The 23,765-nt window shown below is 45.7% G+C and carries 23 protein-coding genes; 11 read left to right on the top strand and 12 right to left on the bottom strand.

Annotation, left to right across the window (positions count from 1 at the left end):
• Positions 1-135 precede the first annotated feature (135 nt).
• Together AK965_RS04270 and AK965_RS04265 are read right to left on the bottom strand one after the other, a co-directional pair.
• Positions 136-630, bottom strand: a complete 495-nt coding sequence (locus tag AK965_RS04270) for a peptidylprolyl isomerase (protein WP_099078442.1) — start codon at positions 628-630, stop codon at positions 136-138.
• A 120-nt stretch (positions 631-750) separates the two neighbouring features.
• Positions 751-1,140 carry a thiol-disulfide oxidoreductase DCC family protein gene (locus AK965_RS04265; protein ID WP_099078512.1) on the bottom strand — a complete coding sequence of 130 codons (390 nt, stop codon included), beginning with the start codon at positions 1,138-1,140 and terminating at the stop codon, positions 751-753.
• Between the two features lie 74 nt (positions 1,141-1,214).
• Between AK965_RS04265 and AK965_RS20630 the strand changes: the two genes are divergently transcribed.
• On the top strand, positions 1,215-1,403 hold the full coding sequence (locus AK965_RS20630) for a hypothetical protein (RefSeq protein ID WP_253252658.1): 189 nt from the start codon (positions 1,215-1,217) through the stop codon (positions 1,401-1,403).
• Between the two features lie 598 nt (positions 1,404-2,001).
• The gene (gene gltS, locus AK965_RS04250) at positions 2,002-3,228 is read left to right on the top strand and encodes a sodium/glutamate symporter (RefSeq protein WP_099078441.1); all 1,227 of its coding nucleotides are present in this window, start codon (positions 2,002-2,004) and stop codon (positions 3,226-3,228) included.
• Positions 3,229-3,305: 77 nt separating this feature from the next.
• On the opposite strand, the gene AK965_RS04245 is transcribed toward gltS (AK965_RS04250), so the two are convergent.
• Both AK965_RS04245 and AK965_RS04240 read right to left on the bottom strand, forming a co-directional pair.
• Positions 3,306-4,136: a hypothetical protein gene (locus tag AK965_RS04245; protein WP_099078511.1), complete on the bottom strand. Its 831-nt coding sequence runs from the start codon at positions 4,134-4,136 to the stop codon at positions 3,306-3,308.
• Positions 4,136-4,993, bottom strand: coding sequence for an ABC transporter ATP-binding protein (locus AK965_RS04240; protein ID WP_099078440.1), 858 nt, complete (start codon positions 4,991-4,993; stop codon positions 4,136-4,138). Before AK965_RS04240 ends, AK965_RS04245 begins: the two co-directional genes overlap by 1 nt.
• A gap of 540 nt (positions 4,994-5,533) precedes the next feature.
• Here AK965_RS04240 and gltS (AK965_RS04235) point away from each other — a divergent pair.
• Positions 5,534-6,760 carry a sodium/glutamate symporter gene (gltS, locus tag AK965_RS04235; RefSeq protein WP_099078439.1) on the top strand — a complete coding sequence of 409 codons (1,227 nt, stop codon included), beginning with the start codon at positions 5,534-5,536 and terminating at the stop codon, positions 6,758-6,760.
• A 148-nt stretch (positions 6,761-6,908) separates the two neighbouring features.
• Complete coding sequence (locus AK965_RS04230) at positions 6,909-7,775, top strand: glycerol kinase (RefSeq protein ID WP_099078438.1); 867 nt, start codon at positions 6,909-6,911, stop codon at positions 7,773-7,775.
• A 92-nt stretch (positions 7,776-7,867) separates the two neighbouring features.
• Here AK965_RS04230 and nagB read toward each other — a convergent pair whose 3' ends face one another.
• Positions 7,868-8,668, bottom strand: coding sequence for a glucosamine-6-phosphate deaminase (nagB, locus tag AK965_RS04225; protein WP_099078437.1), 801 nt, complete (start codon positions 8,666-8,668; stop codon positions 7,868-7,870).
• Positions 8,669-9,135: 467 nt separating this feature from the next.
• Between nagB and AK965_RS04220 the strand changes: the two genes are divergently transcribed.
• Positions 9,136-9,387, top strand: a complete 252-nt coding sequence (locus AK965_RS04220) for a DUF3081 domain-containing protein (protein ID WP_099078436.1) — start codon at positions 9,136-9,138, stop codon at positions 9,385-9,387.
• 145 nt (positions 9,388-9,532) lie between these two features.
• On the opposite strand, the gene AK965_RS04215 is transcribed toward AK965_RS04220, so the two are convergent.
• Positions 9,533-9,886 carry a DUF413 domain-containing protein gene (locus tag AK965_RS04215; RefSeq protein ID WP_099078435.1) on the bottom strand — a complete coding sequence of 118 codons (354 nt, stop codon included), beginning with the start codon at positions 9,884-9,886 and terminating at the stop codon, positions 9,533-9,535.
• Between the two features lie 148 nt (positions 9,887-10,034).
• On the opposite strand from AK965_RS04215, the gene AK965_RS04210 reads away from it, so the two are divergent.
• Positions 10,035-10,928 (top strand): LysR family transcriptional regulator, encoded by an 894-nt coding sequence (locus AK965_RS04210; protein WP_099078434.1) that lies wholly within the window; start codon positions 10,035-10,037, stop codon positions 10,926-10,928.
• Between the two features lie 142 nt (positions 10,929-11,070).
• Here AK965_RS04210 and AK965_RS04205 read toward each other — a convergent pair whose 3' ends face one another.
• Together AK965_RS04205 and AK965_RS04200 are read right to left on the bottom strand one after the other, a co-directional pair.
• A complete protein-coding gene (locus AK965_RS04205) occupies positions 11,071-11,766 on the bottom strand; it encodes a pirin family protein (RefSeq protein WP_099078433.1) in 696 nt (231 codons plus the stop codon).
• Positions 11,767-12,086: 320 nt separating this feature from the next.
• Positions 12,087-12,290 carry a hypothetical protein gene (locus AK965_RS04200; RefSeq protein ID WP_099078432.1) on the bottom strand — a complete coding sequence of 68 codons (204 nt, stop codon included), beginning with the start codon at positions 12,288-12,290 and terminating at the stop codon, positions 12,087-12,089.
• A gap of 203 nt (positions 12,291-12,493) precedes the next feature.
• Here AK965_RS04200 and AK965_RS04195 point away from each other — a divergent pair, with 203 nt between their 5' ends.
• The 3 genes from AK965_RS04195 (at position 12,494) to AK965_RS04185 (ending at position 15,276) form a co-directional block, all read left to right on the top strand.
• Positions 12,494-13,861 (top strand): DNA-3-methyladenine glycosylase 2 family protein, encoded by a 1,368-nt coding sequence (locus tag AK965_RS04195; protein ID WP_099078431.1) that lies wholly within the window; start codon positions 12,494-12,496, stop codon positions 13,859-13,861.
• Positions 13,858-14,340 carry a methylated-DNA--[protein]-cysteine S-methyltransferase gene (locus AK965_RS04190; RefSeq protein WP_099078430.1) on the top strand — a complete coding sequence of 161 codons (483 nt, stop codon included), beginning with the start codon at positions 13,858-13,860 and terminating at the stop codon, positions 14,338-14,340. Before AK965_RS04195 ends, AK965_RS04190 begins: the two co-directional genes overlap by 4 nt.
• Positions 14,341-14,454: 114 nt before the next feature.
• Positions 14,455-15,276, top strand: coding sequence for a hypothetical protein (locus AK965_RS04185; RefSeq protein WP_099078429.1), 822 nt, complete (start codon positions 14,455-14,457; stop codon positions 15,274-15,276).
• Between the two features lie 57 nt (positions 15,277-15,333).
• On the opposite strand, the gene AK965_RS04180 is transcribed toward AK965_RS04185, so the two are convergent.
• From AK965_RS04180 to AK965_RS04170, 3 genes are all read right to left on the bottom strand, one after another.
• Positions 15,334-15,942 (bottom strand): YitT family protein, encoded by a 609-nt coding sequence (locus AK965_RS04180; protein WP_099078428.1) that lies wholly within the window; start codon positions 15,940-15,942, stop codon positions 15,334-15,336.
• Positions 15,943-16,180: 238 nt separating this feature from the next.
• Positions 16,181-17,611: a sodium:proton antiporter NhaD gene (nhaD, locus tag AK965_RS04175; protein ID WP_099078427.1), complete on the bottom strand. Its 1,431-nt coding sequence runs from the start codon at positions 17,609-17,611 to the stop codon at positions 16,181-16,183.
• A gap of 453 nt (positions 17,612-18,064) precedes the next feature.
• Positions 18,065-19,090: an acyltransferase gene (locus tag AK965_RS04170; RefSeq protein ID WP_099078426.1), complete on the bottom strand. Its 1,026-nt coding sequence runs from the start codon at positions 19,088-19,090 to the stop codon at positions 18,065-18,067.
• A 210-nt stretch (positions 19,091-19,300) separates the two neighbouring features.
• On the opposite strand from AK965_RS04170, the gene AK965_RS04165 reads away from it, so the two are divergent.
• The gene (locus AK965_RS04165) at positions 19,301-19,891 is read left to right on the top strand and encodes a TetR/AcrR family transcriptional regulator (protein WP_099078425.1); all 591 of its coding nucleotides are present in this window, start codon (positions 19,301-19,303) and stop codon (positions 19,889-19,891) included.
• 122 nt (positions 19,892-20,013) lie between these two features.
• Complete coding sequence (locus AK965_RS04160) at positions 20,014-20,871, top strand: alpha/beta fold hydrolase (protein ID WP_099078424.1); 858 nt, start codon at positions 20,014-20,016, stop codon at positions 20,869-20,871.
• A 74-nt stretch (positions 20,872-20,945) separates the two neighbouring features.
• Here AK965_RS04160 and AK965_RS04155 read toward each other — a convergent pair whose 3' ends face one another.
• Positions 20,946-23,486, bottom strand: coding sequence for a glycosyl hydrolase family 18 protein (locus AK965_RS04155; RefSeq protein ID WP_099078423.1), 2,541 nt, complete (start codon positions 23,484-23,486; stop codon positions 20,946-20,948).
• Positions 23,487-23,765 lie beyond the last annotated feature (279 nt).

The raw sequence follows: 23,765 nt of genomic DNA, 5'->3' as shown, positions 1-23,765 counted from the left end.
TAGAGCTGCTCACGCTTTACACTGTAAACTCGCAGCTCATTTGCTTCAGCAACTAAAACAAAAAGCGCTTAAGTCATAAGACGTTAGGCGCTTTATCGATTTATAGTGACGATGTCTCCGAAGAGGCGAATGTGCTTATTCGCTGATCGTCACTTTCTCAATAATGATTGGATCGCATGGCACATCATCGTGACCAAGTTTAGAGGTCGTTTTCACTTTCGCGATGCGTTTTACGACATCCATACCCGCGGTCACTTTACCAAACACCGCGTAACCCCAGCCTAGATTGGTGGTTGCTGTGTGATCTAGGAAATCATTGTCTTCTAGGTTAATGAAGAACTGTGCCGTTGCAGAGTGCGGTGCGTCAGTACGTGCCATTGCGATGGTGCCAACAAGGTTCTTTAGACCACGGTTTGCTTCATTCGCGATTGGCGCACGCGTTGGCTTTTCTGCCATATCTTCAGTGTGACCGCCGCCTTGGATCATGAAGCCGTCGATAACGCGATGGAAAATGGTGCCGTCGTAGAAGCCATCTTCACAGTATTTTTTGAAGTTCTTTGAGCTAACTGGCGCTCGTTCTAGATTCAGTTCAATCTCGATGTCACCGAAATTGGTGGTCATGATAATCATCTTTTTTGCCCTTATGGGTGCTAAGTTGGCGGCATTATAACTAAGTCGTTTGAGGATAGCAGAAATAAAAACAGCAACGTTTTGGCGTCGCTGTCTTTTACGGTTTCGAAGTTATGTCGATCATTTGCGAGAACAAACACCATTGCTACAACGAGAGGTGCCCGTTAACCAATATGAGACTCGGTAGCGGTTATTGGCGAACTTGAGGTAAAGCCAGTCTGCAGCAGGTTTGAAAATTCGCCAACGTAGCGGGGCATATAACCAACCCCGACCAACCAATTGCCATGCGCGATAGGTGACATCCAGCCCAAACAACAGTTCACCTTTCTCGTTGAGAGCATGCAAGATGTTGTTGGCTTGCTCGGGATCGATTTGCGGATAATCGGCGAACGCTTCACTGTAGATGTCGACGGTTTTGATTTGCTGCTTGGCATCACGTTGTTTTAGCGCTTTCATCTCTTTGGCGCATAAGGGACAAGTGCCATCGTAAAATACAGTCAGTTTGGTCATGGTTGAGCTCATCGTTGGTTGTTCTTTTCTTTTTTACGCGATTATTTTTCTTTTAGTTCATTGTCTTGCAAGTAATGCGGCCAATTATCGCGGATGTTGCCATCATTGAATTGGAAGAGTTCTTTGCTATTGCGCCAGTAACCCCTGTCAATTTCATCGAGCAAGGTACCATTGATAAACGGTTCCTCCCACAAATCTACACTTGGGATGAAGCCAAGTTTGAGTCGCTTCGCGTTTTTATCTGTAGCAATGATATTGGGTAGTTGATCATTGCTAGAGCAAACTATGAAAGTGGCGAATATCACTGAAATGAGGGAAATTTTCAGCGATATGTTATAATCTCGCTCCGTTGTAATGATAACACTTGTTGCAAGCTTGATGATTTCCCTGAATTTGGCTCGTTTTAATCACCATGAGTCAGAGTATTTACACTACGATGGGAACAAGCAAACCCAGATGCTAGAGCGCCATGTTAGGCACTCTATTCGTTATGACGGGAAGAAACGTTGCTCAATAGTCATTATGATCACTTTCTGTTTAAGTCAGGGAGCCCGATAGCGGTTCAGAAAAGTGTCACTCGGACATACTCACAACACGATACCCATCGCGACGTACCATCATTTTTGTCGATGATAAGGGCATAGAAGGAGCTGAATAGGCTCCTTTTACATTTTAGGGCTTGCGGATAGCGCGTAAATCAGAACATCGCTTAACGACCGTCCCTGGAACTAGCCTAAGGCGCATTAACACAACCTTTTGAGTATTTTCGTAGAAATATAGCGAGAAAATTTGCTATTGAACTAAGGTTAAACTAACACTCAATCATTACGGAGGATGAAGAGAACAATAATAAGAGGCGATATGAATCATTTAATATCTGTGGGCGCACTGGAGTCCTTTTTGGTTGCAATCAGTGTGCTTTTCCTAGGGCATTTCATTAATGCCAAGCTACCGATCTTAAAGAAGTTCAACATACCTGAGCCGATTGTAGGTGGCTTGCTTGTTGCCTGTATCATTACTGCTCTTCATTTCAACGGTATCGACTTACAGTTCGACTTGCCGTTACAAAATACATTCATGCTGATGTTCTTCTCGACGGTCGGTTTGGCAGCAAATTACACTCAGTTAATGAAAGGTGGCGCGAAGGTTTTCATTTTCTTAGCCGTTGCCTCGTTCTACGTTATTATTCAAAACGGTGTCGGTGTGTCATTGGCTGCGGCACTGGGGTTGGATCCTCTGATGGGGCTGATCGCGGGTTCGATTACGCTATCGGGTGGTCACGGTACAGGGGCGGCGTGGTCACAGACTTTCCAAGATGTGTATGGACTTCATAATGTGTTGGAAATCGCCATGGCATCGGCTACCTTTGGTTTGATCATGGGCGGTATCATCGGTAGTCCGGTGGCACAGCGTCTTGTAGAAAAAAATAATCTTGAATCGGAATATGGTCGCGGCTCTAAGACTCACGAGAAATTTCCAGAATTGGTGACGTACAACGAGTACGAAGAAGATAAAGTTACCGCTAAAAAAGTGGTCGAGAAATTGTTCTTCCTATTGATTTGTGTCACTGGCGCTAAGTACGTAGAGCAGTGGGTGAGCACATTCGAGATCCAATGGTTGATGATCCCTGATTTCGTGTATGCGTTATTCATTGGTGTGATCATTACAAACTTCTTGGAAGTCACCAAGATTCGTAGTCTGGATGCAGAAACCGTTGATATGTTAGGTACGGTATCGCTGTCTTTGTTCCTAGCGATGGCATTGATGAGTCTAAAACTGTGGAACATCTTTGACTTGGCGATCCCATTCTTGGTGATTCTTGGCATACAGTCGGTGATTCTGGCAATCTTCACTTACTACGTCACCTTCAAGGTGATGGGCAGCAACTATGACGCAGCGGTGATCGCTGGTGGTCATTGTGGTTTTGGTTTGGGTGCGACGCCAACGGCGGTCATGAATATGGGCTCTATCGTTAACCGCTTCGGTCCTTCACCACAGGCGTTTATGGTGGTGCCGATTGTTGGAGCGTTCTTTATCGACATCGTCAACTTAATCATTCTACAGGGTTATATTTCATTCCTTGGGTAGACTGAGACCAACCTAAAAAAACGGCTACAACACAAGTTGTGGCCGTTTTTTTTAGATTATCCCCAGCTTAGGTTAAATCACCGAACGGTCCGGCTAAACTTGAGGTTGGCGGTCCAAGCTAACATACCCAAAAAAGCATAAATGCCGATATTCGTCCATCCCGCCTCTTGGATGGTCGCCAATGGATGCGGCGCAATAATCGCGTACAAAGGGAGATAGAACATTTCAGAGAAGAACTGATCTAAGCCATGGTAACCAAATAGAGCAATGGGCATCCAACGTAAGGTGTAAATTGCGATGAGCATGATCACTAGTGGCGAGTTTACTTTCTGAGAAATGGCCATTGCGGTTAATGCAAACGGTAACAGCAGAATGCCAGCCAGCGTCATACGCAGAAGAAATTCAACCCAATTCAACCACACATCACTCAACGATGCTTGATGGAATAGTGATGTTAACTGGTGCTCAGTGGAGAACTTCAATAACCACAGCATGAAATCAGCGGTAAAGACCAAGGTGGAACAGACTAACGGGATCACCAGTAAACCAAACGTTAGCTTCACTAGATGAGTTTTAATATCGCTGACTGGCATGCTACGCCAGAACATGATGCTGCCCTCTGAACGCTCTTTATGTAGGGTTCTCGGGAAGTATTGAGTGCCAAGCAGGATGGATATCAGACCCACCACGCCCGCGATGAGTCGGTTAATGTCATCGCCGAGGGCTATGCTGAACTCATCTGCGTCACCACTAAAGCTCATTTGAAAAACGAGGTTGTGCTGCAGGGGAGTGTTGTTCATGACGCCAACAAACAGTAATAGGCTACAGACAAACATAAACAGAGGTACACGCCAGACGAGAGGGTTTTCTAACCACTCTTTACGTAACATGGCGACAGTAGAGCGCATCATGATACTTCCTTCTGTAAGGCTAAAAATAGATCCGCTAACTTAACGTCACGAATTTCGCCAAGTCTTTCCGCTTGTTCGGCATACTTTGAAGATAACAGCCATTTGGTGGCACCGAGGCATTTTTGTGAAGAGAGTGGCTGCATCGCTTCAATTTGTGCGCGGTGTTCATCGCGCGCTTCCACAATGAGGTAATCTTCACTTATCGTATTCATCGACGATTGTAGGATCGTACGTCCTTGCTTAAGTATCAGCACGTCTGTTAGCAGATGCTCAATCTCCGATACTTCATGACTGGTGATGATCAATATGCGCTCGCCACCTTGGATCCATTCCGATAAGTGGCGATAAAACGTATCACGATAGACTAAGTCCAAACCTAGGGTAGGTTCATCCAGAATGAGAATTTGTGTGTTGGTGGCAATCACTAACGCGAGATGCAGTTGTACCTTCATACCTTTCGACAGCGCTTTAATACGAGTCCGTGACTTGATATTGGTTTCACGTAAAAGCGCATCGGCTTTATGGCGATTGAAACCTGAGTGGACACCTTCGGTATAGCTGAACAGTTGTGCGACCGTCATCCAATCTGGCAATACACTGACATCTGATATGTACGATAAGTTTTGCATTACCTTATCGCGCTGCATAATAGGCTCATACCCGTTGATTCGAATGGTACCTTGATATTCGAGCGCTCCCAGCAGGGCATTGATTAAGGTCGATTTACCAGCACCATTGTGACCAAGAAGCCCTAGTACCTGGCCTGCTCGCAATTCAAAACTGACATCTTGCAGCGTTTCACCTTGCTGCCGATATTGCTTGGAGACATGTTTTACACTGACTAGTGCACTCATTAGAGACCTTTAAATAGTTGAGTGGTTGGATGAATTTGTTGAGTGACGAGTACGTCAGGCCCTGTTTCTACTCTACTCGTTTATTATCTACAAGTAGATCATAGCTTTTACGTCCTAAAGGCACTTTAGTTTTTTGTCTTACGTGATCATTTTGTTGTACGTACTCTTCTTGATTAAGGGAAAAAGGCTTTCGATCTTACTTGGGGATAATCGTTTGTATTCGGCGAAACAGAAGAAAGTTGTGACGTCAATTCCGGGTTTTAGCGGCGCTGTGTCTTGTATGAAGACGCACCTCTTCTCATCGGTTGAGAAGCGATGCTTTCTTGATCATTTTATTATCGAAGATTGATGCTTTGTGCTTATTTATCACTGGGTGAGAATTTGCATCAAGTCATGTTAGTGCATTTCTTATATGTTGAGAATTCAATGATTCTTTACGGTAGCCAACAGAATATTCAATAGGCACTCTGACCTGCCTAAATGCCGCTCAAATGATGAGTTGTTACTCATCGGATGAGAAAAAGGAAGCAAAGAGGTTTTATGAATCAGGTCATTTCTGTCGGCCCACAAGAGTCGTTTCTTGTCGCAATCTGTGTGTTGTTCTTGGGTCAGTTTATCAACACCAAATTGCCAATTTTGAGAAAGTTCAATATTCCCGAACCCATCGTTGGTGGATTGATTGTCGCTTGCGCGATCACGATGATGCATTTTAATGGTGTCGATTTGGTTTTTGACCTGCCATTGCAAAATACGTTCATGTTGATGTTCTTTGCAACGGTTGGTTTGGCTGCGAACTATACGCAGTTAATCAAAGGCGGCGCGAAGGTATTTATCTTCTTAGCGATCGCTTCAGTTTACATCCTTATCCAAAATGCGGTAGGCGTGTCTTTGGCGACCGCATTGGGGTTAGATCCCCTAATGGGTTTAATGGCTGGTTCTATCACGCTCTCTGGTGGCCATGGTACGGGCGCGGCATGGTCGCAAACCTTTCAGGACATGTATGGTTTACACAACGTGCTTGAAGTCGCCATGGCATCTGCGACGTTTGGTTTAGTCGTTGGCGGTATTATTGGTAGCCCAGTAGCGCAGCGTTTGATTGAAAAGCGCAACCTTGAGTCGGCATATGGTCACACCAACCAAACGCATGAACGTTTCCCGGAGTTGGTGACGTACAACGAGCACGAAGAAGACCGTGTGACTGCAAAAAAAGTGGTCGAGGGACTCTCAATCATTTTGTTGTGTGTGACGGGGGCTGGTTACGTTGGCGATTGGGTAGGCTCGCTAGGTATTAAATGGCTGACCATCCCCGATTTCGTTTATGCATTGTTTATTGGCGTCGTGATCACCAATACTATGGAAGTGACCAAAGTGCGCAAAGTGGACGTAGAGACCGTGGATATTCTGGGTACCGTTTCTTTGTCACTGTTCTTAGCGATGGCGTTGATGAGCTTGAAGTTGTGGAATATCTTTGACCTTGCGATTCCGTTCTTGATCATCTTGGCGGTTCAGTCGGTGATTCTCGCAGTATTCGCTTATTACGTGACATTCCGTGTGATGGGTAGCAACTATGACGCAGCGGTGATCGCGAGTGGACACTGTGGCTTTGGCTTGGGTGCTACGCCAACGGCGGTAATGAACATGGGGTCGATCGTCAACCGTTTTGGCCCGTCGCCACAAGCATTCATGGTGGTGCCAATTGTCGGGGCGTTCTTTATCGACATCGTGAATCTAGTGATTCTGCAAGGTTGTATCTCTTTCATCAAATAAACATCCTGCACTTACATAAAAAGCCAGTCGTCACCGACTGGCTTTTTTTGTGGCCTCTTGGCAATCTATTCTATTGTTTCTTCAAACAATGAAATCAATGCGTTAATATCAAGATTGACACCATCAACAGCTGCAGGAGGCATGAATCGTGTCTGAAAAAGTATCGACATCGGCATTAGCAAAAATGCGTAAGATAGAAGTGAAGCTGTTGTTTGCCGATCTGAAACGTGCTGGTTACCTTGTTCGCCAAGGTGACAAATGGACTTTGACCGAAGAGGGCGCCAAGTTCGGCGGCGAGTATGTCGATCACCCTAAATTTGGACAGTTCATCGTCTGGCCGATCAACTTGCACATAGAACTTGCCATCTCCTCTGGTAAAACCTACAGCGCGACACAACTTGGTGACAAACTAAATCTTAATGCGAAGCGAATGAATCAATTACTGAGCGAATTAGGGTGGATTAGCAAATCTGAAGAGGGATGGATTCTGACAGAGGCTGGAATACGCGCTGGAGGGCAACAGAGAGCCGATAAAGCGTCACAGAACACCTTTGTTGTGTGGCATGATGTTGTATTACGTAACAAGCGATTGAAGCAGTCTGTGGTGGAGTTTTTAGGTCAAGATGCGGAGTCCCATGCTACCGATAAGTCCTATTCCAGCTTTCGTCAAAAATTTGAAGCCAAGCACCGCACTTTGGATGGTCACTATGTGCGTTCCAAAGGTGAGTTACTGATCGACAACTGGTTGTATCTGGCGGGTGTGGTGCACGCTTATGAACGTCAGTTGCCGATTGACCAAGATGTGACGAGTGACTTCTATTTGCCCAGTGGCAAAGTTTACTTGCAGTTTTGGGGCAGCGATACGGGCGAGATGTCCGAAGCTGAGCGAGAGAAGATCCGCGTGGTTTATGAGCAGCACTATTTTAACCTGATTGAGGTTGAATCGAGTGAATTAGACAAGTTGGATGAGGTGTTGCCGAAACGTTTACGCTTGTTTGGTATTCAAGCTTATTAGCTTTTCATTTTAACCCTGCCCAGAAACGAAAAAACCCGTGAATGTTCACGGGTTTTGTATTTTTAGCGCTTATCTCAGTGTAACCCTAGGGATTAGAAACCTTTGATATTTTCCGCTTCTAGCTCAGAGAAGTACTTAACAGTTTTCACTTTTAGCTCTTGTTGTGATGGCTCGTCACAAACGATTACCGCTTTAGGGTGAAGTTGAAGTGCAGAAACCGTCCATAGGTGGTTTACACAACCCTCTACTGCTGCTTCTAGAGCAAGCGCTTTGTTGTGACCAGTTACTAGGATCATCACTTCTTCAGCGTCTAGTAGCGTGCCAACACCGATAGTTAGTGCGTATTTAGGAACTTGGTTGATGTCGCCATCGAAGAAACGAGAGTTCGCGATACGAGTGTCTTCCGTTAGTGTCTTGATGCGAGTGCGTGAAGACAGAGAAGATGCTGGTTCGTTGAATGCGATATGACCGTCGTTACCCACGCCGCCCATGAATAGGTTGATCTTGCCGTATGACTTGATTTTATCTTCGTAGCGTTGGCATTCCGCTTCGTGATTTTCAGCATTACCATCCAGTAGGTTGATGTTTGCTTCTTGGATGTTCACATGGTTGAAGAAGTTGTTGTACATGAAAGAGCGGTATGACTCTGGGTGATCTGCAGGAATACCGATGTACTCATCCATGTTGAAAGTCACAACGTGCTCGAAGCTTACTTCGCCAGCTTGGTAAAGTTCGATCAGTGCTTTGTATGTTGCTAGAGGAGTGCCACCAGTAGGTAGACCCAGAACGAACGGACGCTCAGCTGTTGGTTTGAAATCGTTGATGCGCTTAGCGATGTGTGCTGCTGCCCACTTGCCAACTTGTGCTGCTTGAGCTAACGGGATAAGTCTCATTTTGTGCCCCTAGTTATTGGAATTTAAGATGTTTTGAAACATTAATTCGCATTATAAAATAAGTGGTAAGGAACTGCTATTGTTTTAGGTCAAAAATTTGCTTTTTCTTTAACCAGTGCGGTTTTTGTCAGCAGTTTTGACGTTTGCCTATGTTTTATGTTCTATGCGATTGCGCCATGAGGTCGTTGGCGAATAGGTAAAATTTAGGCCTTGAATTAAGTTTCTTCAAGTCGCCTTAAGGTGTGTAGTTCAGCTCGAATGATGCCGCTTGCGGGAGTGACTTGTAGAACTCGTAGCCCTAAATCAAAAATCGTATTTGAAGAATTGATTTTTTTGCTGAGAACACCGCAACAAGTGCAGAATCTAAAAGGGGAGTTTGTAAAGTATGATCTCGCGCATAGCACAACATGGCGTGGCGTTATTTCCTTAACCATACTTAGGTTGTGTAGACTGTTGAGGGGCTTGCAATGAAAAATGAAATAGATCCGGCTAAAGTGCTACAGGCTTATGAATGTGTGATGAATAACGGTAGTCCGACTGAATTTGGCAAAATTTACGAAGGAATCGAAGCGTTTTCTGATTATGATGGTTATAACGTGTTTCTACGAGGTAATGGGGTGGAATTGAAGATCGGGTTTCATAATACTTACCGTTTGGAATACGACCAAGAGCATTTGAAAGAGAGCTTTCTGAAAAAAGTAGCGATGCTGACTAAGTAGCATCGAGAGTTTTGTGGGATACAAATAGAAAAAGCCCTTAAGGGAGACTCCTTCGGGCTTTTTGAGAAGAACTGTTTTTTACGTCATTCTTTATAGTGAATGATTCTTCGGTCAAGCTAAATTAGCTGAGGCGGGTTTTATTCTTTTAATCGTCTTCAGCCAATGTCTCTTCTGCATAGTCGTCAGTCGCTTCAGGTTTGGTACGGCCATTAAGCGTATGGAATCTCTTGCGACCACGAGCAAGTTGGGTGTATTTCAACCAAGTACGCTCTATTTTCGTTTTTGCTTTGCCTGGGTTTTCGAGAACTTTAACGAAGTGTTTCTCTTCGTTATTCTCTGGTGATAGCTCGCCAGACTCCAAGCCGAGCATAGTATCCCCATAAATTGTTAGGATTTCCTCTTCTGAAAGAGTAAAATCGCCAGACTTTGCAAAGCCGCGTGGGAATTTGACGTTGTCGTAAAAACGTTTTTTGCCATGACGAAATTCAGTGTCAGACATATCAACAGCCTCTGTAACCGTTATTGATGAATGTGGTGAATTACGGCAAAAATTAGGCTCAAAGTAAAAAAAAGAAAAACAAAATTTTTTTGTCGTCACGATTTTAATTAGTTGTTAATCTGGTTTTATATTAACCAGGAGATGGTTTATGGATGTAAAGGTCTTTCGAACATTTTTAGAGTTGGCAAAGGTTCGGCACTTCGGACGAGCTGCTGAAAACTTATATATTACGCAAGCGGCAGTGAGCGCTCGAATCAAACAACTGGAAAGTTATTTTGATACACAGTTGTTTATTCGTGATCGAAATAACATTAAATTGACCTCTGCAGGTGAGCGTTTAATTAATTATGCGGAGGTTATGGTCACCACATTGCAGCAAGCCAAACTTGAATTGTCGCTAGAGGACGGTAAGGCCTTACAGCTGACCATGGGCGGTACGCCAAATATTTGGGATGCGTATTTGCAAAACTGTCTAAGCGTTGTCACGGATTCATTTGGCGGTTACGGTTTTATGGCCGAGGTGATGGGGCGTGAGATGCTAAGTCGTAGTTTGCTTGAGCGTACACTCGATATGGCGTTTGCTTTTGACCAAATTAAAGCGGATGAGCTGAACTGTAAAAAAGTTGCTGATGTGGTATTGGTTTTAGTGTCCACTCAGGCAGATTCGATTGAAACGGTATTTGAAAAGAAATACGTTTATGTCGATTGGGGCACACGCTTTGCGTCAGAGCACGCAGAACGCCATCCGAAGATCCCTGCGCCCTACCTACGCACTTCGACCGCTCGTATTGCTCTCGATTTCGTATTAGAGAAAGGCGGTAGCGCTTACCTACCAGCATCACTTGTAGAGCCGTTTATTATAAACGGTCAGCTTCATAAGGTGACGGGTGTTGACAACTGGTGTCGACCTATCTATTTAAGCTACCGTAAAGCGAGCTCGTCGGTAGAGGCGATTAAACAGGTCGAAGACATCGTAAAAGAAATTGATCCGTTGACCGCTTACAGCTTGCAGCAAATCGCAGAATTGCCAGTAGACGAATAGTGCTGGTTATGTGGCGCAAAAAAATCATAAAAGCCCTTTAGTGTTTTGCGAGAGGGCTTTCCGTATTGATGCTATATACCCAAGTCATTCTTGCTGAACCAAGCATTTCGAGTTTACTTGGGTATATCCACTAAATCAAAAGTTACGGCAAGTCAAAGACCAGTGCAGTGGCAGGCCAAGCAGAATCATTGCGAAACGTCACCATATCTTGCTTTTCAACTTTAGCGCCATCTCCGCCCGACAATGAGGTATTGTCGATTTCCAGTTCTCCTTCGACTTGATGTACATATAGATTTCTTCCGGATTGGATGCTAACGCTGAGCTGCGAGTGCGGTGGTAGAATTAATTGGTGCAAACTTGCATCTTGTTTGATGCGCAGACTATCGCCTTCTCCAGTGGGCGTCACAATGCTGGTGAGCCCTGACTTACGACTAAAATTCTTTTGCTGATAGCTAGGCCTATTGCCAAATGTGTTTGGCTCAATCCAAATCTGTAAAAAACGTAGCGTGCTAGTATTTGACGCGTTGTACTCGCTATGATAAATCCCTGTGCCAGCCGACATCAGTTGGAATTCACCTGCGGATAGTGTTTGAACGTTACCCTCACTGTCTTTGTGCGCAATCTCCCCTTCCAGTACATAGCTGATGATTTCCATATCCTGATGACCGTGTGTATCGAACCCGGCGTTAGGTTGTACGATGTCATCATTAATCACTCGCAATGCAGAAAAACCCATATGCTGTGGATCGTAATAGTTGCCGAAAGAGAATGTGTGTTTGCTGTTTAGCCAGCCATAACTCGCACGACCTCGGTCATCGGCGTGCCTTACTGTAATCATAATCGTCTCCTCGCCTCAGTTTGGCGCAATCTCATGGTTCCGTTAGCGGAGAGTAAGGACTCCCTTGTTATTCTAATCAGTGTAGGAGGGGCTGACGTAAGAAAACATCGTCGCTATTCGATGTTCTCATTCAAAAAACTCGAACACGTTACTTATGTCGGCGCTCGGTTAGCCCGGCACGCTAGAGGAATGCGGTGCAATAAGTCCATGGTTTGGAAGAGATTGATCGTTTGGTGGTGTGAGTACTTGGCATCATGTTTTGATGAAAAAGAACGCCGCGAACGGCGCCCGTTGATATTCAACTGATGGAACTGGGAGGCTTAAAGGTTCATTAAGCTTTCAAGCGAAGCCTCTACGCAGTTGTAGTGGTAAGTTCTGATCTTCTCACCATCCGTTGTGTTGATTTGAATCTCTGAAATTTCCTTATCAGAGTCGCGCTCAATGATTCCTATCGAGTGCTCTACCGATTTGCTAGTAATCACCTTTTGATTTTTTAGTACAATGACGCAAGTGTGTAAGTCCATGCCAATTCCTTTTAGCTGACGTTGTTGTGTTATTCTGATTCTAAATTTAGTGCACAGATTCACTAATGCAAAAATTTCTCAATATTGATTTCCGAAAATGGCTAACTTGCTTTAACGGTACGTTCTAAAATCAAGTCATGTCTACTCAGCCAATGGAAGGGCTAAGTTCATCAACAACAGAATGCATTCGCTAGGGTTGCACTATGTTTATTCATCCTCATACATCGCTGACCTTTGCACAGTGCCAAAAGGCGCGTATGGCCCGTGATCGTCGTTTTGACGGTTGCTTCTACGTTGCGGTCAAAACCACGGGAATCTTCTGTCGCCCAATTTGTCCAGCCAATTTGCCTAAAGAAGAGAATGTGGAGTATTTCACAGATAAAACGCAGGCTCTTAAGGCTGGTTACCGTCCGTGTTTGCGTTGTCGGCCAGACAGTGCGCCGGGATCTTGGGCGTGGAAAGGGGTTGAAACCACTTTTCAACGGGCGATCAATATGATCGATAGCGGTGAGTTGCATCAACAATCGCTGGCAAACCTAGCGGGTCGGCTTGGCATATCAGATCGATATTTACGCATGTTATTCGAGCAATATCTTGGCCTGTCACCGAAGCAATACGCGCAATACCAACAATTGATGTTTGCTAAGCAACTGTTGCACTCGAGTTCGATGTCAGTGGCAGATGTTGGTTTTGCTGCGGGGTTTCATAGTACGCGCCGCTTTAATGATGCCTTTAAAAAGATCCTCAAACTGACACCTTCTCAGGTGAAGCGCAAAAAGTTGGGTGGGGTAGGGACGAACCGGATCGCGTTACCGTATCGAGGTGAGTTGAACTGGCCGCACATGCTGGATTTTTATCGCCTACGTGCCATAGAAGGCGTGGAGTTAGTGACGGGTGATTGTTATCAAAGAACCTTGCAGCTCGGCGGTGGGAAAGCATGGTTGCAAATGTCTCAAAGGGAAGGTTACCTTGAGATGGTGTTTGAAATCGAGGAGGTATCTAAACTGCAAAATCTCGTGTCTGGTGTACGACGAATGTTCGATTTGGATGTGGACATATATAGTGTGGAGCAACACCTAGATTACATAGCCCCAGGTCTGGTTACCACCCGAGGTCTTCGTATTCCGGGGGTATGGAGTGCTTGGGAAGCGGGCGTGCGAGCGATTTTGGGTCAGCAGGTGTCGGTGAAAGCGGCCATAAGCCAACTTAATTTGCTGGTGGCAACGTTAAGTGATGGCGAATCGTTCCGTTATTTCCCGACACCCACCGCAATCGCAAAGGCGGATATGAGTTTTTTACGTATGCCGCAAAGTCGAAAGGACACGCTGACACGCTTTGCTCATTTTGTTCAGAGTCACCCTGACGCTGATCCGCAGCAGTGGCTTGAGTTGAAAGGTATTGGACCTTGGACGGTCAGTTATGCGCAGTTGCGTGGCCAGTCTCAGCCGGATTGTTTTTTAGATAAAGACTTAGTGGTCAAGAAAGCCATGCCGTATTATCCCTCATTGAACGCCCACACCGCTTCACCTTGGGGAAGTTACGCCACGTTTCATTTATGGAATCAATCATGAAATCACGTTATACGATAATGCCAAGCCCGTTAGGCACGGTGACCATTCAAGCGAATGGCCAAGGTTTGTTGGGGATCTGGTTTGAAACCTGTACCACTAAGCCAGACAGCCTAGGGGAGCGCGACGATCAATGCCCAGTATTAAGCCTAACCAGGACTCAGTTGGATGAGTATTTTTCTGGCCTGCGTAATGAATTTGATTTGCCATTAGCCGCGACAGGAACAGAGTTTCAGACTCAAGTTTGGCATGCGCTCACGACGATACCTTATGGTGAAACGTGGAGTTACCAGGACTTAGCTAATGCGATCGGCAATTCGAAAGCGGTGCGTGCGGTAGGGCTTGCCAATGGCAAGAATCCCATCTCGATTGTGGTGCCGTGCCATCGTGTGATTGGTAAAAGTGGCAAGCTTACTGGTTATGCGGGTGGGGTTGAGCGCAAACAACGTTTATTAGCTTTAGAGCAAGGCACACCGCTTTAAGTGAAGCGATTCTCAGAATTCAGCAAGGTTTACCGTATTTGTCTAAATTTTATGTAGGGTGGGAGCCATCTATAAACACAGCAATCCAGAGTAATCAATAGGGATAACAAGAGCATGTCTTTCAAAACGGATTTTGATGCATTCATCAACCAGAGTTGGCAGCAGCATGAAGCCGAGCCAGAGCTGGTCTACAACCAACTGGAGCATGCGTTAGGAGAGGTGGAGGACGCCAATCACGCCGAGCGTATTTTGCCATTGATGCTGCATACTTCGGTTGGTCATTTAAACGACCCCAAGCAGTTTATTACCAGCCTCGATAAGCTAGAAAATGGCGTCGCAACTGAGTGTCTTGCTCGCCAGCGCGCGAAATCGGTAGCGCAGTATTTTTTTGATGGCAGTGATACTGGCATGGCGTTATTGGCTGAGGTCGACCAGCGCCGCGTGTTTGCTCAAATCGCCAACGAACTATCGGCTATGAACAAACTGCAACAAGCCAGCGAATGGTTAACAAAAGCGGTATCTGGACTTAATTCAGGCAGCGTAGCAGAGCCACTGGCGCGTTCTATTGCGATTACTGGAAACAACCTCGCCTGTCAGTATGAAGAGCTTTCTGAGCGCACTGCGACGCAAATTCAGCACATGCTTGAAGCGGCAGCATTGGCGCTAGAGTATTGGAAAGTTGCCGGTGGTTGGATGCAAGAGGAACGCGCAGAATATCGCCTCGCGATGAGTTTACTTAAGGCGGGCGAGCCTAAGAAAGCCAAAATCCATGCTGAGCGTTGTGAAGAGATTTGCCAACACAATGGTGGAGATGCATTTGAACTCTTTTGTGCTAATGACTTGCTGATGTTAGTGCATTATCACCTTAGTCAAATCAATAAGCAGCAATTGGGGCTTGATATGCAGCAATACTGCGTTAATTCAACGTTAGCTTAAACCCGCGCCAGAATAAAAATAGCCCCGGTTCAAGTCCGGGGCTATTACGTTTAATGTTTATGCTGTTTGAGGTTTTGGCTGATAACGTCCGGGCTTGTGGTTCATCGCCAGAATTAGGTTAGTCGCAATCGCGCCCAATATTGAAAGTGCAATAAGGTAGACATCAACAATGAACAGTGAAATCACCACGATAGTACAATCTAGCGCCATCTGAACTTTACCCGCCCGGATGTTAAAGTGCTCTTGTAGGTATAGCGCCAAGATGTTGAACCCTCCTAGGCTCATCTTGTGGCGGAAAATAACGAGCATTCCAATACCTATTAAGCCTCCACCCAATAAGGCGGCGTAAATGGGTTCGATTCTTGAAATCTCAATCACATGATGCAGGTGGTCTACCGCAACCGACACGATTGAAACCGCAATAAACGTGTTGATGGTAAAACGCCATCCCATGCGCATCACAGACAAAATGTAGAAAGGTAGATTAAGAGCGAAGAACACCTGACCAAAACTAAAATCACTTATTTTGGTGAGAAAGATGGCCAAGCCAGCGGTACCGCCAGTAAGTAACCCCACTTTGCTGAAGAAGATAACCCCCAATGACACCAACGCGCTGCCGAGCGTCAAGGCCAAGAGGTTCTCTCTTAGGCTATGATCTTTATCCATAAAAATATTTTCCTTGGTTTTAAACCCGAATTGGAAGCAAACAGGCAACCAAAGCGGGTGCGGTTAGCAAAAGGCCAACCAAAGAGTGATAAATCGCTGAATAAAGTGTCGTGAAAAGTGACCAATGTCGAGTATTTCGCCCAAATTGCATCGATGTTAACTGTTTAACATACTTTACACAGTAAGGCTGGTGGCGATGGGTGGCGCGAACCACCCACCAGATGTTAGGTTGCATTGTTTAGGTGAACAGGTTGCCATTCATCCACAAATGCACTGCGATACTGGCGGCATAACCCAGTGCGATGACCGGAGCCCACTTTAGGTGGCCGAAGAAGGTGTATTGTCCACGCGCCGCCCCCATGAGTGCGACACCGGCCGCTGAGCCGATGGACAGTAAACTACCACCCACACCGGCAGTTAACGTCACTAATAGCCAGTTACCCATTGACATGGTTGGCTCCATGGTCAAAACGGCAAACATCACCGGAATGTTATCCACGATAGCGGACAGAATACCCACCATCACATTTGCCCAAATTGGATTCCACTCGGTGTACATCACGTTAGAAACCAGTTCGAGGTAGCCAAGTAAACTCAATCCCCCAACACACATTACAACGCCATAAAAGAACAGTAAGGTGTCCCACTCGGCGCGGGCAACACGGTGAAATACATCAAATGGAACGACAGACCCTAAACGCCTTAAGGCATAGTCATCACCATTGGCAATCGCTAATGCGGCTTTTTTAGTTAGAGACTGCTTGAGGGTTTTCCTCAAGAAATAACCGAAGAACTGCAGATATGCTAAGCCCATCATCATGCCTATTACCGGAGGGAAGTGTAGTACGGCATGGAATGCCACTGCCGTTGAGATCGTCAAGATGAACAAGCCAACGATGCGTCGTGCGCCACGCTTGAGCTCGATGTGCTCATGTACAGTGCTTGGCTTAGTATTTGGTACAAACATTGACATGATAAACGCAGGTATCACGTAGTTAACCAATGAGGGCACGAATAGGGGAAGAAACTCGATAAAGTTTACGTGGCCGGCTTGCCAGACCATGAGTGTGGTGATATCGCCAAAGGGGCTGAATGCGCCGCCCGCGTTGGCGGCAATGACTATGTTGATGCAGGCAAGGTTAACAAAGCGAGGGTTATCACCAGAGACTTTGATGACGACTGCACACATCAATAAGGCGGTGGTGAGGTTATCTGCGATTGGCGAAATAACGAAAGCTAATCCACCGGTGATCCAGAATAATTTTTTAAAATCGAAACCCTTGCCAATCATCCATGCCTGTAGGGCATCAAACAGCCTTCGCTCTTCCATCGCATTGATATACGTCATTGCAACTAATAGGAACAACAATAGCTCGGCGTATTCGAGTAGGTTGTGCTCTAGTGCGGCTTTTGCCACATCGGCTTGGTTGTTTTTAGCGAAGGTATAACCGATCAGAATCCAGATCAATCCCGCTGCGAGCAGTACGGGTTTTGACTTCCGCATCTGCAAGTACTCTTCCAGCATGACTAAAATATAAGCGATGGTAAAGAAAGCCAGAGCCGCATAGCCGACATTCGTGTGGATTAGATGGAGGTCGTTGGTGGTCGCGGCAAAGCTTACGCTAGAGAATAGCAAGCAGCAAAAAGCGACAACTGGATAGATTGGCATAGACATTTCTCCTTTGTCATACTGGAGAAATTTTAGTCATAAATTAGAGGGTTAAGTGTGAGAAAGCTCGAATTTAACAGGAGGAGTTTTTGATAAATGTAGCTTGCGTCACTACTTTCTGAGCGACGCAATGCTCGCTGCGCCAAATAGGACTGCTGCAGCGTATAAACCATAAGTTAGCCAATGGCTAATTTCTAAAAAAGGAATGAGTTCCTGACCTGCCCACATACAGCCTCCGTTTAATGAGCGTTTTGTTGATAAAGAGTAATCTAAAACAAATGAACGATGTTTTTTGTGAGAGGAAGCAAATTCTGTTGGTTTAAAAATGAGAATTTTTCTGAGTGAGAGAGTGCTCTCATTTTTTATGAGGCTTGCTCTAAACCTTAAGTGTAAGAGCAAGCGATATATACCCAAGAATCTTGAGGTTACTTGGGTATGAAGTTCTGAATGAATTTAGCGCAGCAATAGCTTTTTAAATGGAGAGGCTTCAATCGCGGTCACTAACAGCACAGTGATAACGATGGTGGCGGAATAAAGAAACAGATCACCTGTTAAGCCTTGTAACCCCAAAATACCGGCCACATTCTTCATCATGATGATCACCAATAAGTGGCTGACATAAATACCGAGAATACGCGGAGACCATTTAAACACCCATGGCATGTTGCCAAAATTCGGGTGAGCCAATAACCACATGAACACTGCGAGTGCCCAAATAACCGTACCAAAGAGGAAATCATGTGAGTTGAAGGCAATGTCGGCATTCATTAAGTAATACGCTTCACCGAAATGTAGTGCCATACCGAGCAAGATGAAACGAATCGTATTATTGCGTGACCAATGCCATTGCTGTTGCCTTGCCAGATAGCCGAGTACGACAAGCAGGGTACTGAAAAACGGACCGTTACGAGTAAAGAATAGGGTTGGTAGTTCGGTGAGCGTAATGTAACTGCCGGCGAAAACGCCATAGATGTAGAGCAGTACCGCCGTTGGTAGCAGCAACTGAGCCATACGAATACGAACTAATAACGCGATCAACGCAACCGCAATCACGAGTGCAGGAATAAACCATAGATGCACCAAGCCACCTTCTAACAAGGAATTCAATGGGGTGGTCATTAAGTAGCCCCAGTAACCTTGGCGCTCGGCTAAATAGCCCGCTTCAGCCACGGTGTGCCAGCGAAATGGCACAGCTAGACATATCATGCTCCATATCAGCCAGATCTTCATTAGTGGCTTGGCGTAACTTTTTAGTGTCTCGAGAGGGCGCTCGCTTAACTTTGGTTGAATCAAATAGCCGGAAATGAGGAAAAACAGCGGGACGGCGAAGCGAGCGAGCTGGTTGAGTATATAGCCTACCCAAGGCACTTCATCCCATTGCCAATAGGTGAGGGCCATCTGGCAGTGAAGTCCAACAATTGCAAACATCGCAATGATGCGAGCAAATTCTAAACTGGCAATTTTTTGGGTGGTTGCCATAGTATGCTTACCTAAAATAAATGAAAAAATCAGCGCAAACTTAGCAGGTAAAGACCTGATTAGCTTAGGTAAAAAATCAAGTCATGATCAATTGATGGCAATCCGTTTCCGAAATTTAGATCCAGCTCAAACTTATCCGTCTTTCTTCGCTAGCCTGATATCGGAAAATTTAAGGTTACAAAAAAGAACGACCGTGCTAAAACTATAGGTATGAATAAAGGAAAAGTGACCAAAGAACTCATTCTTCAGCGCGCATTTCAGTTGGCGAGTGAAAATGGCTTAGAAAGCCTCACGATTGGCGAACTCGCAAAACAATGTGGAATGTCAAAAAGTGGCTTATTCGCACATTTTAACGCCAAGTTGAATTTACAGCTCTCGGTATTGGTCTATGCAAATGACGTATTTGCTGAGCGAGTTATCGCACCTGCGAGAGAGTTTGGGGATAGCAATATTGAGCGAAAGATTCGTGGTCTGTTGGATGCCTGGATGACGTGGAATCATTCGTTTCAAGGCAGTTGCATGTTTCTTGATGCATGGAATGACGCGGCAGAAGAGGATTGCCCACTGCAATTAGCACTGCGTCAGTCGATTGATACTTGGTTGAATTACTTGCAAATTCAAGTGATAAAAGGCAAAGAAAACCATGAGTTTAGGGCGGATTTAGATACGCAACAAGCGACCTTTGATCTGTACGGGCAGTACTTGAGTGCGCATGTGTTTTATTCGATCAAAGGGGAACAAGAAAGCCAGAGACTGTTCTGGCAGGGTATCGATAACTTGTTTACTCGATGGAAGCATTAGCCCTGCGGTCAGGGGCATAGTAAGCGTTTTATAACAAAGGGCGACACTGAGCGCTCTTTCTTATCAGCACAAAAAGCACGACCGTTCTATTTTGTGCAAAGCTGATAGCTAAGGAAAAGATCATGAGTGAGAAAATCTACTTTAACACCTCGCAGCGTTTCAGCATTAAACGCAGTTTGGTCAACATTAGTACACGATTGCACCATACGTTGGCCCCAACACATGCTAAAAACACGGCGCGAAAGTTACTGCTTACTCCGGTAAGGACACAGGCAAAGAATGCCGAGCCTAAAGGATTGATTAAAAGTGAGTTGCAAGGTTACACAGGGGTGATCAAAACCTATTCACTCGGTACTGGACCGGTTTGGGTGCTCACTCACGGTTGGTCTGGAACCGCCAGTCAGTTCTACCCTTTGATGGAATACATTGCACAAAAAGGCTATACGGCTTTGGCTTACGATCACCCTGCGCATGGTGAAAGCGAAGGGCAGTATGGACACATCCCGGCGTTTGTTCGTGGTCTTGAGGAAGTATTGGATTCTGTCGATGACGTCGAAGGCCTTGTGGGGCACAGTATGGGGACGGCTTCTGCGTTGGAGTGTCGTCATAGTAAGCTTGAAAACAAACCACTGTTGCTGATTGCGCCAGTGCTGAACTATGTTGAAAACCTATTTGGTAGCATTACCCGCTCAGGGTATTCGATGAAACTGTTTAACGCGGTAGTATCAGAAATAGAAGATCAGTTTAGTTACCCTTTACAATCTATTGATCCATTTAAGCGCCTCTCAGAGCGCCAATCGCCAACCATCATTGTTCATGATGAGCAAGACAAGTTCACTAAGCACAGTGTATCGGCTCAGGCTGCGAATGAAATTGAACGAGTGGAACTGGTGACCACTCAGGGACAAGGTCATGGTAGAGTGATGAAGTGTGAAGAGGTGTTTTGCAGTTTTGACCGCTTGATAAAAGAGATCAAGTGATACTGAACAACAAAGGACAGCCAAAGCTGTCCTTTTCGTTTTTGTTTATGTTGAATAAGTGCTTCTAGCGGAACTTAGTTACAGCTTGCTGGACCAACTTCTTTCCATACGCCCCATCGACCAGATTTGGTTGGATCCTCACCACGAGTCCACCATTTCGCTTCCCAAGTCTTGCCAGAGTGAGTCACTTGGTCACCGCCGGTGTAAATTGTGCCTGCATCCCATGCGTTAGTACAAGTATCGCCGCCCGTGCTGTGCTTGGCTACAACAACCGTTGCACTTGCTGAAGACGCTGCTTGACCATCGCTTACACTTACTGTGAAGCTTAGGCTTGTGTCTTGTGGGTATTCTGCTGCTGTGAATGTCACTTTAGCGCCGTTAACCGTTGCGTTTAGACCTTGAGGTAGCGTCCAATCAAACGTTAGCGTGTCGTTGTCAGCGTCGCTAGAAGCTGAAGCATCAATCACGACTAAGTCGCCAGCTTTCGCTGTTGTAGGTGCAGAAACTTTTGCAACTGGCGCTGCGTTTGGTGGATCAATCACACCAGCAGGCTTAAACGTTACTGCAACGAGATCAGAAGCGGTTGCGCCTTCGTTATCAGTTACTGTTAGTTTGAACGTTAGCTGCTCTTCTGCAGTCACTTGTGCTACATCAAAGCTTGCTGTCGCAGTGTTCGCGCCAGATAGAGCCACTGCAGTACCTGATACTTGCTCCCAAGCGTAGCTTGCGATTGTGCCATCAGAGTCAGTTGAGTTGCTGCCATCAAGAACAATACTTGCAGGACCTGTTACTGCTTGGTCTGCACCAGCTGCTGCCGTTGGTTTGCGGTTTGGTGGAACAACCACACCACCAGCCATGCCTTCGTGCATTGCGTTAAGGATGTCGCCGTTATCTGCATCAATTTCCCAAGAGAATAGACCTGCTAGACCTAGAGATTTTGCGTAGTTGCCTTTTGCCAATACAGAGCGGTGATCGTCAAATGTAATCAGTTCACCCGTTGAGCGGTTCCACACCCAAGGTGCTTCTGCTAGCTCGTCATAACCGTATTCAAAGCCGTTGATGCCAGTGTTGTTCGCACCTAGCATGAATGATTTAATGCCTTTGTAGTCAATCACGCCATCTTCCCAAACGCCTTGAGTCGTGCTGCCTTTCAGCTTACCCGTTGCAGTACCTGTCATTGGGTCGTTTGGATCCGTTAGCGTATCCGGTGTTACGCCTTCCCAACCACGGCCGTACATTGCTGCACCTAGAACCAGTTTGTTCGCGGGAACGCCTTGCGCAAGTAGTAGTTGGATGCCGTTGTCAGCCGTGTAAGCTGGGCCTTTGTACGCTTCGCCGTTTTCATCGACACCGCTTCCGTCACACTGGCCAGGACGCATGAAGCTTCCGCAGTAAAGTCCGGCTTGATGGCCAGGAACGTTGTTCCAACCGCCGTAGAAGTCGTATGTCATTGCAAAGATGTAATCCATGTACTGAACCGCATCTGCGTAATCAACGTCTTCGATTTTGTCGTAGCCAACACCAATCGCAGAGGTCAACTCAAAAGTACGGCCTGTTTCTGCTTCAAGATTGTCGAGCATAGCGCGCAGTTCACGCATTAGCGCAACGTATGCAGCACCATCGTTGTCAGGATCACCTTTATCAGGAGCCGCACCACTACCACCTGGGTATTCCCAGTCGATGTCGACACCGTCATAGAACTTCCATGTTCTCAGGAACTTTTCAACCGAAGCAACGAAGGTGTCACGGTTAGCTTTATCGACGAAATCATAAAACGGATCTGACAGAGTCCAACCGCCAATAGAAGGAAGAATTTTCAGATCAGGATTGCGCTGTTTTAGCGCCATCAACATCGCATAGTTACCTTTGATAGGTGTGCTGTATTCATGTCCCGCTTGAGGGAAGCTTTTTTGGAATGCTGCCCAAGGATCATGGATCACGACTTCGTAGTCATTCACACCACGACACGCAGTTTGTAGCGCATTAAAGCTGTTCCCGCCAACCGATTTTACTGATTCATTCGGGCCACAGATAGGAATAAAACCGTAGATGATGTGAGTCAAGTTATCGACAGGCATGTTATCAACCGTGTAATTACGGCCGTAAATACCCCATTCAACAAAGTAAGTACCGATCACAACGCTTGGGTCTGTGTTGTAGGTTTTGTTGTTTGGGTCAACATTCATGGTGAGAGGCGGCAAGTGAGAACCGTCGGTATCCGCGATAGTGATCTCTGCTGGTGCGCTCTTAGCACAACCTGTTGCGTCACACGCTTCGATTTCCATTTGGTACAAGCCACCTTGGCCGTATTCAAATGATGCCGTGGTTTGGCTACCAGTGATAGGGCCTGTCGCCACTTTTACGCCATCAAAGTAGATGTTGTAAGTGTCGCCAGAAGTACCGCTCCACTGATTAAATTTCACGTTGATCTTAGCTAGATCATGGTACTTAACCATGTCGTTGTAGCCAGATGTGGTTTCCATTGCCAACTCAATTTTAGAAAACTGCAGGTTGTTGGAACCGTACATATCGATACTTGGTGCGGTAGGCGCCGCGTTTGCCGCGCCAGATAGTGCTAGGGCAACCCCAGCTGCACATAGGTTAAATCGAATCATAACTTCTCTCTCAATCCTTGAATTTACGTTCACTTATGAACATAAGCTGCTCTTGCGACAGAAAAGACAATTAGTTTACGTGCAGTGCAAAAGCATCGCATTTAGCATTTCAGACGCTTATTTATTTGCGTGAAAAAATAAACCAAGAATCGACTTTGCTACATAACCTTAACGTTATGGTAACATTGTTTTGCAGGAAAAATGCTAAATCGAGCCAATAATTTATAAATTCTTGGCATCTACTTAATTTATCTTCTACTCAGTTTGTGTGCGTTATTT

Origin of the sequence: Vibrio sp. PID17_43 (genome assembly GCF_002608565.1) — a bacterium.
Lineage (GTDB): Bacteria > Pseudomonadota > Gammaproteobacteria > Enterobacterales > Vibrionaceae > Vibrio.
This window is presented reverse-complemented; position numbering and strand designations above follow the sequence as displayed.